This window comes from Kosakonia sp. MUSA4 (assembly GCF_013085925.1).
GTDB lineage: Bacteria > Pseudomonadota > Gammaproteobacteria > Enterobacterales > Enterobacteriaceae > Kosakonia > Kosakonia sacchari_B.
On the sequence record NZ_CP025697.1, the window covers coordinates 1,809,538 to 1,821,231 of the forward strand.

The 11,694-nt window shown below is 58.8% G+C and carries 13 protein-coding genes; 8 read left to right on the top strand and 5 right to left on the bottom strand.

Annotation, left to right across the window (positions count from 1 at the left end; all coding sequences use genetic code 11):
• Positions 1–11: 11 nt before the first annotated feature.
• Positions 12–1,508 carry an NCS1 family nucleobase:cation symporter-1 gene (locus C0557_RS08475; protein WP_074775729.1) on the bottom strand — a complete coding sequence of 499 codons (1,497 nt, stop codon included), beginning with the start codon at positions 1,506–1,508 and terminating at the stop codon, positions 12–14.
• 145 nt (positions 1,509–1,653) lie between these two features.
• On the opposite strand from C0557_RS08475, the gene C0557_RS08480 reads away from it, so the two are divergent.
• The 3 genes from C0557_RS08480 to puuE are packed head-to-tail and all read left to right on the top strand — an operon-like array spanning position 1,654 to position 4,057.
• Positions 1,654–2,370, top strand: a complete 717-nt coding sequence (locus C0557_RS08480) for a GntR family transcriptional regulator (RefSeq protein ID WP_208658144.1) — start codon at positions 1,654–1,656, stop codon at positions 2,368–2,370.
• Entirely contained in the window at positions 2,370–3,110 is a 741-nt protein-coding gene (hpxA, locus tag C0557_RS08485) for an aspartate/glutamate racemase family protein (RefSeq protein WP_208658145.1), read from the top strand. The genes C0557_RS08480 and hpxA overlap by 1 nt, the downstream gene beginning before the upstream one ends.
• 14 nt (positions 3,111–3,124) lie before the next feature.
• Positions 3,125–4,057 carry an allantoinase PuuE gene (gene puuE, locus C0557_RS08490; RefSeq protein WP_208658146.1) on the top strand — a complete coding sequence of 311 codons (933 nt, stop codon included), beginning with the start codon at positions 3,125–3,127 and terminating at the stop codon, positions 4,055–4,057.
• A gap of 29 nt (positions 4,058–4,086) precedes the next feature.
• Here the strand turns inward: puuE and hpxZ are convergent, their stop codons facing one another.
• The 4 genes from hpxZ to hpxW are packed head-to-tail and all read right to left on the bottom strand — an operon-like array spanning position 4,087 to position 7,646.
• On the bottom strand, positions 4,087–4,473 hold the full coding sequence (gene hpxZ / locus C0557_RS08495; RefSeq protein WP_090136427.1) for an oxalurate catabolism protein HpxZ: 387 nt from the start codon (positions 4,471–4,473) through the stop codon (positions 4,087–4,089).
• Positions 4,470–5,867, bottom strand: a complete 1,398-nt coding sequence (locus tag C0557_RS08500; RefSeq protein ID WP_208658147.1) for an AtzE family amidohydrolase — start codon at positions 5,865–5,867, stop codon at positions 4,470–4,472. Before C0557_RS08500 ends, hpxZ begins: the two co-directional genes overlap by 4 nt.
• On the bottom strand, positions 5,864–6,052 hold the full coding sequence (gene hpxX / locus C0557_RS08505) for an oxalurate catabolism protein HpxX (protein WP_007374292.1): 189 nt from the start codon (positions 6,050–6,052) through the stop codon (positions 5,864–5,866). The genes C0557_RS08500 and hpxX overlap by 4 nt, the downstream gene beginning before the upstream one ends.
• A gap of 10 nt (positions 6,053–6,062) precedes the next feature.
• The gene (gene hpxW, locus C0557_RS08510) at positions 6,063–7,646 is read right to left on the bottom strand and encodes a gamma-glutamyltransferase family protein (protein ID WP_208658148.1); all 1,584 of its coding nucleotides are present in this window, start codon (positions 7,644–7,646) and stop codon (positions 6,063–6,065) included.
• Positions 7,647–7,811: 165 nt separating this feature from the next.
• Between hpxW and hpxU the strand changes: the two genes are divergently transcribed.
• From hpxU to C0557_RS08535, 5 genes are all read left to right on the top strand, one after another.
• On the top strand, positions 7,812–8,651 hold the full coding sequence (gene hpxU, locus C0557_RS08515) for a MurR/RpiR family transcriptional regulator (protein WP_208658149.1): 840 nt from the start codon (positions 7,812–7,814) through the stop codon (positions 8,649–8,651).
• A 204-nt stretch (positions 8,652–8,855) separates the two neighbouring features.
• Positions 8,856–9,641 (top strand): transporter substrate-binding domain-containing protein, encoded by a 786-nt coding sequence (locus C0557_RS08520; RefSeq protein WP_074775749.1) that lies wholly within the window; start codon positions 8,856–8,858, stop codon positions 9,639–9,641.
• A gap of 9 nt (positions 9,642–9,650) precedes the next feature.
• Positions 9,651–10,316 (top strand): amino acid ABC transporter permease, encoded by a 666-nt coding sequence (locus tag C0557_RS08525; RefSeq protein WP_064567380.1) that lies wholly within the window; start codon positions 9,651–9,653, stop codon positions 10,314–10,316.
• Positions 10,316–10,972, top strand: coding sequence for an amino acid ABC transporter permease (locus tag C0557_RS08530; RefSeq protein ID WP_208662850.1), 657 nt, complete (start codon positions 10,316–10,318; stop codon positions 10,970–10,972). Before C0557_RS08525 ends, C0557_RS08530 begins: the two co-directional genes overlap by 1 nt.
• A complete protein-coding gene (locus C0557_RS08535) occupies positions 10,953–11,690 on the top strand; it encodes an amino acid ABC transporter ATP-binding protein (protein WP_035886236.1) in 738 nt (245 codons plus the stop codon). The genes C0557_RS08530 and C0557_RS08535 overlap by 20 nt, the downstream gene beginning before the upstream one ends.
• The last annotated feature ends 4 nt before the right edge of the window (positions 11,691–11,694 follow it).

Genomic DNA, 11,694 nt, shown 5'->3' on the forward strand with positions numbered 1-11,694 from the left:
GAGGTGAAGGGTTACTCTTTTTGTGCCGCGACGTTGGCGTTGAAATGTGATGTCGTAACAACAACGCGCTCTTCGCGCGCCAGCCAGCGATAGGTAACGCCGCCCAGCAGGACGCCGATAAACCAGCTAAAGTTAGCGACTTCATGCAGCGCCGGAATAAAGCTGATGATCAACCCGACGGCCACCGACGGCACCAGCGCGCCAATCGCTTTCGGGTTAAAGCCGTTGCGATACCAGTATTTGCCTTTTGGCGTATCATCAAACAGGTCATCGACAAACACCTGCCCGCGTTTGATCAGATAGAAATCCGCAATCAGGATGCCGAACAGCGGGCCGATAAAGGCGCCCAGCACGTCGAGGGTGTAGTGGATCAGTTCCGGCGAGTTAAACAGGTTCCACGGCGTCAGCAGAATCGAGCCGACCGCGGCGATCATACCGCCGGTGCGGAAGCTGATTTTCTGCGGTGAGCAGTTGGAGAAGTCAAACGCCGGCGAGACGAAGTTAGCAACAATGTTGATGCCAATAGTGGCGGTGATCATGGTCAGCAGGCCAATTGCCACCGCCAGATCGCTGCCGACGCGGCTGACGGTTTCAATCGGATCGGTGATCATGCGGCCAAACAGCGACTGGGTACCGGAGACAATCACCACGGTGACGATCGAGAACAGCAGGAAGTTGAACGGTAAGCCCCAGCGGTTGCCGCGACGAATTTCGCCCATGCTTTTGCCATAACGCGAGAAATCACCAAAGTTGAGCAGCGGCCCGGAAAAATAGGAGACCACCAACGCAGTCGCGGTGATCATCTGCCAGGTTTGTTCACCGGCGCTGAGTGACTTGCTGGCGAGGGTAAACGAGATCCCGTCGAAACCGGTTTTGTATACAATCCAGCCCGCCAGCGCCAGCATCACCACATACACCGCCGGACCGGCAATATCGATAAAGCGCTTAATCGCGCTCATCCCGTGCCAGAACACCATTGCCTGCAGGATCCACATCGTGGCGAAGCACAGCCAGCCAAGGTGCGACAGGCCGAACAGCGATCCCTGCGTTAAAGAAGAGAGCGACGGCCAGAACTTCAGCAGCACCAGCATTAAGGCATTCGCCGCCAGATAGGTCTGAATACCGTACCAGGCGAAGGCGATAAGACCACGGATCACCGCCGGAATGTTGGCGCCGAAGACGCCAAATGCCTGGCGGCAGATAACGGCATAGGGCACGCCTGCCATCTGGCTCGGTTTCGCTACCAGGTTAGCGCAGAGCTGCACGATGCAAATGCCCACCAGCAGGCAGAGCAACACCTGCCAGCTTGCCAGCCCGAGCGTAAAGAAACTCGCGGCGACGACGTAGCCGCCCATACTGTGTACATCCGACATCCAGAACGAAAAGATGTTGTACCAGCTCCAGTTCTGATCGCGCGTCGGCGCCAGATCCTCATTGCAAAGCCGTGGGCTGTATACCGCTCCGGAATCAGCGGCCTTAACCTGATGAGTGTTTTGTGTATTTGGCATGAAACCTGCTCCTGTCAATAAAAGCCCGTGAAAAGGGAGTGCTGAGGTTGTTGCAGGATCCAGGCCAAAATGATTAATCTTGTATCCAACAATTTAATTTTATGTATACGATCCGATATCGAAAAGTAAAAAAGCGGAGTGGTTAATGAGTAATGAAAACAGTCTGCAAGCCGCAACTGCCTTGCAGGACAAGGATGAAACCATCTACCAGTCGCTGATGACCGCGATTGTCGAACATCAGTTGCTCCCGGGGAGCAAATTACCGGAAGAGGCGCTGGCGGAGGTGTTTGGCGTCAGCCGCACCGGGATCAGAAAAGTGCTGCAACGACTCAATGCTGTGCAAATGGTCACCTTAACGCCCAAACGTGGTGCACACGTCGCCAGCCCAACGGTAGAAGAGGCGCAGGCGATCTTCCGTACCCGCACGCTGCTGGAAGTGGCCAACCTGCCTGACGTGCTGGCGCACTGCCAGCCGCCGCATCTGGCGGCGCTGGAAGCGATTATCCGCCAGGAGCAGCAGGCGCACGAAGCCTATGACGGCCCGGCGGCCATCCGCTACTCCGCTGAATTTCACATTCAGCTTCAGGCTATTTCCGGCAACCCGGTGTTGACAGAGATGGTCATCGGCCTGAGCCAGCGCTCTTCACTGGTGATCGCCGCCTGGGGATCGCCGTGGCGTCAGGGGTGTCGCTGTAACGATCATGAACAACTGGTTGATTTGTTGCGTAAAAAGGATCTGCAGACGCTAAGCGCGGCGCTGACGCACCATTTTGAACATATCGTCGACAGCCTCTGTTTCGAGCGGGCTGGCGTTTGTCTGCCGGATTTCGCCCGGCTGTTTGCCGGTCACAAGGAGGCGTAATGTCTGCCGTTTGTATACAAGTTATCAACCCGAATACCAGCCTGGCGATGACCGAAACCATTGGCGCGGCGGCACGGGCGGTGGCAGCGCCTGGCACCGAAATTGTGGCGGTGTGCCCGCGTGAAGGCGTGCCGTCGATCGAAGGGCATTTTGATGAAGCGATAGCCGCCATCGGCGTGCTTGAACAGGTGAAAGCCGGGCGTGAGCAGGGCGTTGATGGCCATGTGATTGCCTGCTTTGGCGATCCGGGATTGCTGGCGGCGCGCGAGCTGGCGCAGGGGCCGGTGGTCGGCATCGCCGAAGCCGCGATGCATATGGCGACGCTGGTGGCGACCCGTTTTTCCATCGTCACCACTTTGCCGCGCACGCTGATTATTGCCCGCCATCTGTTGCAGCAGTACGGTTTTCAGGAGCACTGCGCGGCGCTGCACGCCATTGATTTACCGGTGCTGGCGCTGGAGGACGGCAGCGGTCTGGCGCAGGAAAAAGTGCGCGCGCGCTGTATTCAGGCGTTAAAAGAAGATGGCTGCGGCGCGATTGTGCTCGGCTGCGGCGGCATGGCGCAGCTTGCGCAGGAGTTGACGCGTGAACTGCATATGCCGGTTATTGATGGCGTCAGTGCGGCGGTAAAAATGGTGGAATCGCTGGTGGCGCTGGGCTTATCGACCAGCAAGCGTGGCGATCTGGCTTTTCCGGAAAATAAAGCGTTGAGCGGTAAATTTCAGGCATTAATGCCGTAGCGAGTGGAGGGAGAATGGCACTTTTCGATGACAACTATCCGCGCGATTTGCGTGGTTACGCAGGGAAACCGCCGCACGCGCAGTGGCCGCAGCAGGCGCGCATCGCCGTGCAGTTTGTCCTGAATTTTGAAGAGGGCGCAGAGAATCATGTGCTGCATGGCGATGCCGGATCGGAGCAATTTCTCTCCGATATTATCGGCGCGGCCAGCTACCCGGATCGGCATATGTCGATGGATTCACTGTATGAATATGGCAGTCGCGCCGGGTTCTGGCGCATTCACCAGGAGTTCAGCAAACGCAGCTTGCCGCTGACGGTGTTTGGCGTGGCGATGGCGCTGGCGCGGCAGCCGGAGATCGTTGCGGCCATTAAAGCGGCGAATTATGACGTGGTCAGCCACGGCTGGCGCTGGATCCACTATCAGAACATGGATATCAATGAAGAGCGTGAACACCTGCAAAAAGCGGTGCAGGTGCTGCGCGATCTGTTTGGTAAAGCGCCCACCGGCTGGTACACCGGGCGCGACAGCCCCAATACCCGCCAGTTGGTGGTTGAGCATGGCGGGTTTGACTACGACAGCGATTACTATGGCGACGATTTGCCGTTCTGGAGCGAAGTCACCTGCCACGACGGCACGCGCAAACCTCACCTGATTGTGCCGTACACGCTGGATGCCAACGATATGCGCTTCGCTACCGCTCAGGGGTTTAATACCGCCGAGCAATTTTACACCTATCTGAAAGACAGCTTTGATGTGCTCTATGCCGAGGGCGAAAGCGCACCGAAGATGATGTCCATCGGCATGCACTGCCGCCTGTTGGGGCGTCCAGGTCGTTTTCGCGCGCTGCAACGCTTTCTCGATTATCTCCAGCAGCACGATCGCGTCTGGGTCTGTACCCGCCAGCAAATCGCCGATCACTGGCGGCAGGTTCATCCCTACGCGCAATAAAAAACGCCCGGAAAATCCGGGCGTTTTTATTAACTCATCAAACTGACCTGGGCGGCAACGATGCGCCAGCCGTAGGGGAAGCGCACCCAGCTTTGCTGCTGGCGGCCAATGCGATCGCTGCCTTCACGGGTGAATTCGGTGCTGCAAACGGCGTAATCTTCGCCGAAAGTGGTGATCACCGTATGGCGCAGCTCGCGCTGTAACCCGGCGGCCGGGCGCGCGGCGCGAAAGGCGCGGATCTCCTCAATGCCATAGAGATTCTCGCCTGCGCCGAGACGCACGGTGCTGGCATTGTGCCAGAACAGCTCATCAAGCACCGCAATATCGTTGCCGACCAGCGCGTCTTCATAGCGGTAAAACGCGGCTGTGACCTCCGCCAGTACCCACGGGCGGTTAATGTCGTCCTGATGCATCATACTGTTATCTCCGCAGGGCGGGCATCGGTGATGCCCTGTTCTTCCAGCACGCGGGCGGCGCGCAGGCAGGCTTGTTCATTAAACGGTGCAGCAATCAGTTGCAGGCCAATTGGCTTTCCGGACGTGGTACGCAGCGGCACGGTCACGACTGGCAGGCCTAAAAACGAAATCGGCTGCGTCAGCATGCCCATGCTGGCACGGATCGGCAGCGGCTGGCCGTTTATCTCCATCGTTTGCTCGCCGATTTGTGTAGCGCTGCGCGGCGTAGCCGGGGCGATCAGCACATCCGCATGGGCAAACAGCGCGCGGCTTTGCTGCTGCGCGTGGCGGCGAAAACGCTGCGCCTGTAAATACCACGCCGCCGGGATCATCGCGCCCGCCAGCAGACGTTCGCGCGAGTGCGGTTCAAAACGCTGTGGTTCGCGGCGCAGCGCGGGTAAATACTGATTACCGCCTTCCGAGGCGCTGATAATGAACGCCGCCGAACGCGAGAGTTCCGCTTCGGGAAAGAACACTTCTTCGCGCGCATCGAGAGCGTGCGCGACACGGTTGAGCGCGGCTCTGGCATCGTCGTCGCACCAGGTGGTGAAGTAACCGCCCAGCACCGCGCAGCGTAACCCCTCCATCCCGCGTGACAGCAGCGGTTGCGCCGCTTCACTGGCGGTTTCCGCCTGAAAAGCATCCTGCGGATCGCGCCCCTGTAAGGCGTCATAAACCGCAGCCAGATCGCTGACCCGGCGGGCGAACGGCCCAATATGATCGAGGCTGGCGACAAACGGGTGCGTTCCGGACCGCGACAGACGACCAAATGTCGGTTTAAGCCCGAAGATGCCGCACAGCGAGGCGGGCACGCGGATGGAGCCGTTAGTGTCGCTGCCGAGCGAGAAATGCACCAGCCCTGCGGCGACCGCCGCCGCTGAACCGCCAGAAGAACCGCCGGCAATACGTGCCAGATCGTGCGGATTGCGCGTCGCGCCGTAGTGGCTGTTTTCGGTGGTAAAACCGTAGGCGTAAGCGTCCATATTGACCATGCCCGACAGCAGCCCGCCAGCCTGCTGTAACTGACGTACGGCGCGGCTATCTTCTGTGGCGGCGGGGCGCTGGCTGAATAACTCCGCGCCCGCAAGCGTGGTGTGCCCGGCAACATCAAACAGGTTTTTCACCGCGTAAGGAATGCCTGCCAGCGGCGGCAGCAGTTGACCATTCTGGCGCAGGGTGTCGATGCGCTGCGCTTCGTCGAGCATGCGTGCTGCGGTTACCGTCGTCCAGGCGTTGATCTGTGGGTTGATTTGCTCGATCGCCGCCAGCGTCTGGCGGGCAATATCGCTCGCGCTCAACTCCCCTGCGGCCAGTGATTGTTGGATGTCGGCAATACTCATCTCATGCAGTTTCATGCTTTGTACACTCCGGCGATTTCCAGACGATCGTCCAGCGGCAGTGCCATCAGCGGTTCAGCCATCGCGGCAATGCGGCGAAACTGTAGCAGCAGCTCGGCGCGCCGCTCATCCGTCAGTTCCACACCATGAATGCGGATCATGGCGTCAAGATAGACATCCCATTCGGGTTGTGAATTGTTCATGGTTCTCTCCTCAAAAACCGGCGGCGGAGCCGTTACTGCGGGGATCGAATGCCCCTTCAAACAGGCCGTCAGGATGGCGGACAATCGCGCCTGCGTGGCCCATCGCTTCGGTGAAATCCGCCAGCACATCAACGTCATGGCCTGACGCGCGCAGGCGGGCGACGGTCTCGGGCGAGAAGCGACCCTCCAGTTTCAGTGAATCCGAAGTTTGCCCCCAGGTGCGCCCCAGCAGCCAGCGCGGGCGGCTGATTGACGCTTGCAGCGGTACGCCTTGCATCACGTAGCGGGTAAAAAGCGCTGCCTGGGTTTGCGGCTGGCCGTCGCCGCCCATCGAGCCGTAGACCATCACGCGGCCATCATGCAGCCGTGCCGCCGCCGGGTTGAGGGTATGAAACGGTTGTTTGCCTGGTGCAAGCGCCAGCAGGTGATCGGGGTTGAGGCTGAACGACGCGCCACGGTTTTGCCAGACGATGCCGGTGTCCGGCAGCACCACGCCGCTGCCAAACTCATGATAAATGCTCTGAATAAATGACACCGCGAGACCGCTGTTATCCATAACGCCCATCCAGACGGTATCCCCCGGCCCTTTGCCTGCGCCCCACGGCGCGGCCTGTTGATCATCCACACAGTTAGCTAGCGCCTGAAGTTCACTTGCGGTCAGCAGGCTTTGTATGTCGGTTTTCAGGTGGCGCGGATCGGTGATGTGGGCGTCGCGCAGGCCGAAGGCGAGTTTGGTGGCCTCTACAATACGGTGCACGGTGGCGGCATCGTCCGCGTTTTCCATCGCCAGACGGTCGGTAATCCCGAGGATCGCCAGTGAGACCAGCCCCTGAGTCGGCGGCGCAAGGTTCCATACGTCACCCTGCGAATGCTGCAAGTGCAGCGGCGTGGTGCGGCGCGCATGGTGCTGCTGAAGATCCTCCAGCGTCACAGGCAGGCCATATTGCGCCATGCCGCGCGCCAGGCTCTCTGCCAGCGGGCCGCGATAAAAACTCTCCAGCCCCTCTTCAGCAAGGCGTTGCAGCGTGGCGGCGAGCGCCGGTTGACGGAAACGGCTGCCCGCTTTTGGCGGCTGACCGTTGTGCAGATAAGTATCGGCAAAGCCAGGCAGATCGCGCAGCTCTGCCAGTTTATCGGCGGTGGCGGTGGCCTGGGAAAGTGTCACCGGCGTGCCGTGCCGGGCGTAATCTATCGCATCCGCCAGCAGACGCGACAGCGGCAGCGCTTTGCCGGTTATTTCGTGCGAGACCTGCAACGCTTCATCCCAGCCGCTGACGGTACCCGCGACAGTGAGCGCGGCGCGCGGGCCGCGATGTGGAATCGTCGGCAGATCGCTGTAGGCCGCCAGCGTCGCCAGCGAACCGGCAGCGCCGCTGGCGTCTATGGCAATCGGTTCGCCTTCCGGCGGCACAATCAGCCAGAAACCGTCGCCGCCGAGGCTGTTCATATGGGGATACACCACCGCAATTGTCGCCGCAGCAGCAACCATCGCCTCGATGGCGCTGCCGCCTTCGCGCAGGACAGACAGCGCACTTTGGCTGGCCAGATGATGGGGGGCGACCGCCATCCCGTGGGTGGAGACATTACTTTGCATTCGCTGTCCTCGTAAGCCGAAAAGTAGCCTGAAGTTGCAAAAGCCGTTCCATTTCTGAATAAAAAGTTTCATAGCGAGGGTAAGTGTCATTTTTTTGCCGGGCTGGCATGCATTGTGAAAGGGGAAATCGGTATAGTGCGATGAAACGAAAGTTACAGAGGTCTTATGGAACAGCTTGATGAACGTCTGAAAGGGCAATATGCCTCGTTATCGCCCCAGGAGCAGCGGGTGGCCGATTTTATCTTCGATCACTTTGATGACCTCATAAGCTACAACAGCGCGGAGCTGGCGCAGCTCAGCGGGGTGTCGAAGGCGACCGTCAGCCGCCTGTTCAAGCGTCTGGGGTATGAGAAATACAAAGAGATGCGCGATGAACTGCGTACGCTGCGACAAAGCGGGATGCCGCTGACGGATAACCGCGATGCGGTACAGGGCAATACGCTGCTGGCGCGCCACTATAAGCAGGAGATGGCGAACCTGACGCAGTGGGTTAACGCGCTGGATGCGCAGCAGTTTGCCGGTGCGCTGGAGGCAATAGTGAAGGCGCAACGCATCATTATTATTGGTATGCGCAACTCCTGGCCGGTGGCTTTGCACCTGCGCCAGCAGCTATTGCAGGCGCGCGGACACGTGCAGGTGCTGCCGCAGCCGGGGCAGAGCCTGAGTGAAGAGCTGGTGGATTTAACGCCGGACGATCTGGTGGTGATGGTGGCGTTTCGCCGTCGCCCGCGCATTATCCGCCCGCTGATGCAGCAGCTCCAGAACGCGAACATTCCGCTGCTGCTGCTGTGCGAGCCGCAGGCACACAACCTTTTCCCGCTGGCGAGCTGGCACCTTTGCGCACCGCTGGACAGCGTTTCCGCCTATGACAGCTATGCATCGGTCAATAGTCTGATCAACCTGCTGGCGAATGCGTTTCTGCATGAAATTCTCGATAGAGGTCGCCCGCGTATTCATGACATCGCCACGCTGTATCAGAAGCTGGATGAACTGGAACAGCGATAATGGGGCACCAACGTGGTGATTTTGCATTGTTTTGGTGCATCTGATTATCACAAAACGTTCCGGATTCAGGCGTCTTTTCTTTGTTTTCTCTGCGATAAATGCCGATTTCACCGTCGGCATTTTTATTGTGCATCGCTGGCACATTAGTTGCAGATATACATTTAAGGAATCTTTTGTTTCATGTTAACGTAACGGGTAATCACCATGAGAAAACTTTTGATCGCACTGGCCGGGGCCGCTTGTCTGTTCACCTATGCTGCGGCTGCGCAGGCCGACCAATTACAGGATATTGAAAAGCGCGGCGTGATCCGCATTGCCGTCCCGCAGGATTTCCCGCCGTTTGGCTCGGTAGGCACGGATCTGCAACCGCAGGGCTATGACATCGATATGGCGCGTTACCTCGCCAAACAGATGAAACTCAAACTGCAACTGGTGCCGGTCACCAGCGCTAACCGCGTGCCTTATCTGCAAACCGATAAAGTGGATTTGGTGATCTCCAGCCTCGGTAAAAACGCCGAGCGCGAAAAGGTGATTGATTTCAGCCGCGCCTATGCGCCGTTCTTCCTTGGCGTGTTCGGGCCGAAAGGGGCGGAACTGAAAGATGCCGCGGCGCTGAGCGGCAAAAGCATTGGGGTAACGCGCGGCGCGGTTGAAGACATGGTACTGACCAGCCTCGCACCGAAAGATGCCGATGTGAAACGCTACGAAGATAACAACACCACGCTCTCGGCGTATCTCTCCGGGCAGGTGCAGTATGTCGCGACCGGTAACCTTGTGGTGGCGGCGATTGCCCGACAGAACGCGGATAAAGCCCCGGTGCCGAGCTTTATGCTGAAAGATTCTCCGTGCTTTATCGGCCTGAAAAAGGACGAACCGGCGCTGAAAGAGAAGGTGAATGCGCTGATTGAGCAAGGGATTAAGGACGGTACGCTGAACAGCCTCTCTGAGCAGTGGCTGAAAGCGCCGCTGCCGGCAAACCTTGGCGCATAAGGCGTGTGAATGACGGAACAACTTCATTTTTCTGCACTCTGGCCGCACTGGCCAGAGTTGCTGGCGGGGATGTGGGTCACCGTGCAGTTGACGGTCATGGCGACGGTAGGCGGCCTGGCAATTGGCATTTTCGGCGCGGCGATTCGTAGCGGTCGGCCGACGTGGTTCAGCCGGATCTGGGGCGGTTATGTGGAGCTGATCCGTAACACGCCGTTTGTGGTGCAGCTCTTTTTTATCGTCTTTGGTCTGCCGAATATCGGTTTCAAGATGACGGCAGGCGAAGCGGCGCTACTGGCGATGATCGTCAACCTGGGCGCTTACAGCACAGAGATCGTGCGCGCCGGGATCCAGGTGACGCCAAAAGGGCAATGGGAAGCCGGGCGCGTGCTGGGGTTGAGCCGAAGCCAGACGTTTATCCGCGTGGTACTTCCCCCGGCGTTGCAGCGCATTTATCCGGCGCTGGTCAGCCAGTGCATTATTGTCATGCTGGGATCGTCCGTGGTGTCGCAGGTCTCTTATGAAGAGCTGACCTTCGCCGCCAACCTGATTCAGTCGCGGACATTCCTCAGCTTTGAGGTCTATCTGGTGACCACCGGCATTTATCTGCTGCTCTCGATCGCCATGCGTCAGTTGATGATGGCGGCGGGACGGAAATGGTTGGGGGTACAGGCATGATGACCACATTTACCGACTGGGACATTATCCGCAACCTGCTACTGGCCGGGCGCTGGACGGTGTTGTTGTCGCTGGTGGCGTTTGTGGGCGGTGCGCTGGTAACGCTGCCGCTGTTGCTGCTGCGACTCACTGGCGGGCGTCAGGTGAAACGCCTGATCCGCGCGTATATCGAACTGTTTCAGGGCACGCCGCTGTTGATGCAGTTGTTCCTCGCCTTTTTCGGTGTGGCGCTCTTTGGCATTGATGTGTCGCCCTGGACGGCGGCCTCGCTGGCGCTGACGTTCTATACCAGCGCGTTTTTACTTGATATCGGCTATGGCAGCATTCGCGCGCTGCCGAAAGGGCAGTGGGAAGCCTCGCGCTGCCTGGGGCTGAGCTTTGGCCAGACGTTATTCCGCGTGGTGGCGCCGCAGGCATTGCGCATCGCCATTGCGCCAACGGTCGGTTTTGCTGTGCAGGTGATAAAAGGCACCGCGCTTTCGTCAATCATCGGTTTTGTTGAATTGACCAAGGCCGGCACGATGCTGACCAACGTCACTTATCAGCCATTTAAAGTCTTTGCGCTGGTGGCGCTGGGCTACTTCATTTTGTGCTATCCGCTGTCCCGCTACAGCCGTTACCTGGAGAATAAATTCAATGCCTCTCATCACCATTAATCAGGTACAGAAGTACTACGGCGACAACCACGTGCTGAAGGGTGTCGATCTGGACATCGATATGGGCGAGGTGATCTCGATTATCGGTCGTAGCGGATCGGGTAAAAGCACGCTGCTGCGCTGCATTAACGGCCTCGAAGGCTACCAGGAAGGGAGCATTAAGCTGGGCGGCGTGACCATTACCGACCGTGATTCACAGGCGCGGGAGATCAGCCGCTCCATTGGAATGGTATTCCAGAGCTTTAATCTGTTCCCGCATATGACCGCGCTGGAAAACGTGATGCTGGCGCCGCGCCGGGTGCTGAAAAAAAGCGCTGCCGAGTGCCGCGAACTGGCGCAACGGATGCTGGAGAAAGTGGGGCTTGGCGACCGCCTCGATTACTACCCGGCGAATCTCTCCGGCGGCCAGCAGCAGCGCGTGGCGATTGCCCGTGCGCTGGCGATGTCGCCGAAAGTTTTACTCTGTGACGAGATAACCTCCGCGCTCGATCCCGAACTGGTGGGCGAAGTACTGAAAGTGCTGGAGCAACTGGCCGCCGAAGGGATGACGCTGATCCTCGTCACCCACGAAATGAATTTTGCCCGCGAAGTGGGCGACCGCGTGGTGTTTATGCATCAGGGGCGAGTGTGGGAGCAGGGCGACAGCAAAACGCTGTTTGCCAGCCCGCAGACCACCGAGCTGAAGCAGTTTATCTCTTCCGTGCGCGGTCTTAATTAACGTA

Bases quoted from the DNA above. Each gene is read 5' to 3' on its own strand.
- C0557_RS08475 (WP_074775729.1), bottom strand. From the start codon at position 1,508: ATGCCAAATACACAAAACACTCATCAGGTTAAGGCCGCTGATTCCGGA.
- C0557_RS08480 (WP_208658144.1), top strand. From the start codon at position 1,654: ATGAGTAATGAAAACAGTCTGCAAGCCGCAACTGCCTTGCAGGACAAG.
- hpxA (WP_208658145.1), top strand. From the start codon at position 2,370: ATGTCTGCCGTTTGTATACAAGTTATCAACCCGAATACCAGCCTGGCG.
- puuE (WP_208658146.1), top strand. From the start codon at position 3,125: ATGGCACTTTTCGATGACAACTATCCGCGCGATTTGCGTGGTTACGCA.
- hpxZ (WP_090136427.1), bottom strand. From the start codon at position 4,473: ATGATGCATCAGGACGACATTAACCGCCCGTGGGTACTGGCGGAGGTC.
- C0557_RS08500 (WP_208658147.1), bottom strand. From the start codon at position 5,867: ATGAAACTGCATGAGATGAGTATTGCCGACATCCAACAATCACTGGCC.
- hpxX (WP_007374292.1), bottom strand. From the start codon at position 6,052: ATGAACAATTCACAACCCGAATGGGATGTCTATCTTGACGCCATGATC.
- hpxW (WP_208658148.1), bottom strand. From the start codon at position 7,646: ATGCAAAGTAATGTCTCCACCCACGGGATGGCGGTCGCCCCCCATCAT.
- hpxU (WP_208658149.1), top strand. From the start codon at position 7,812: ATGGAACAGCTTGATGAACGTCTGAAAGGGCAATATGCCTCGTTATCG.
- C0557_RS08520 (WP_074775749.1), top strand. From the start codon at position 8,856: ATGAGAAAACTTTTGATCGCACTGGCCGGGGCCGCTTGTCTGTTCACC.
- C0557_RS08525 (WP_064567380.1), top strand. From the start codon at position 9,651: ATGACGGAACAACTTCATTTTTCTGCACTCTGGCCGCACTGGCCAGAG.
- C0557_RS08530 (WP_208662850.1), top strand. From the start codon at position 10,316: ATGACCACATTTACCGACTGGGACATTATCCGCAACCTGCTACTGGCC.
- C0557_RS08535 (WP_035886236.1), top strand. From the start codon at position 10,953: ATGCCTCTCATCACCATTAATCAGGTACAGAAGTACTACGGCGACAAC.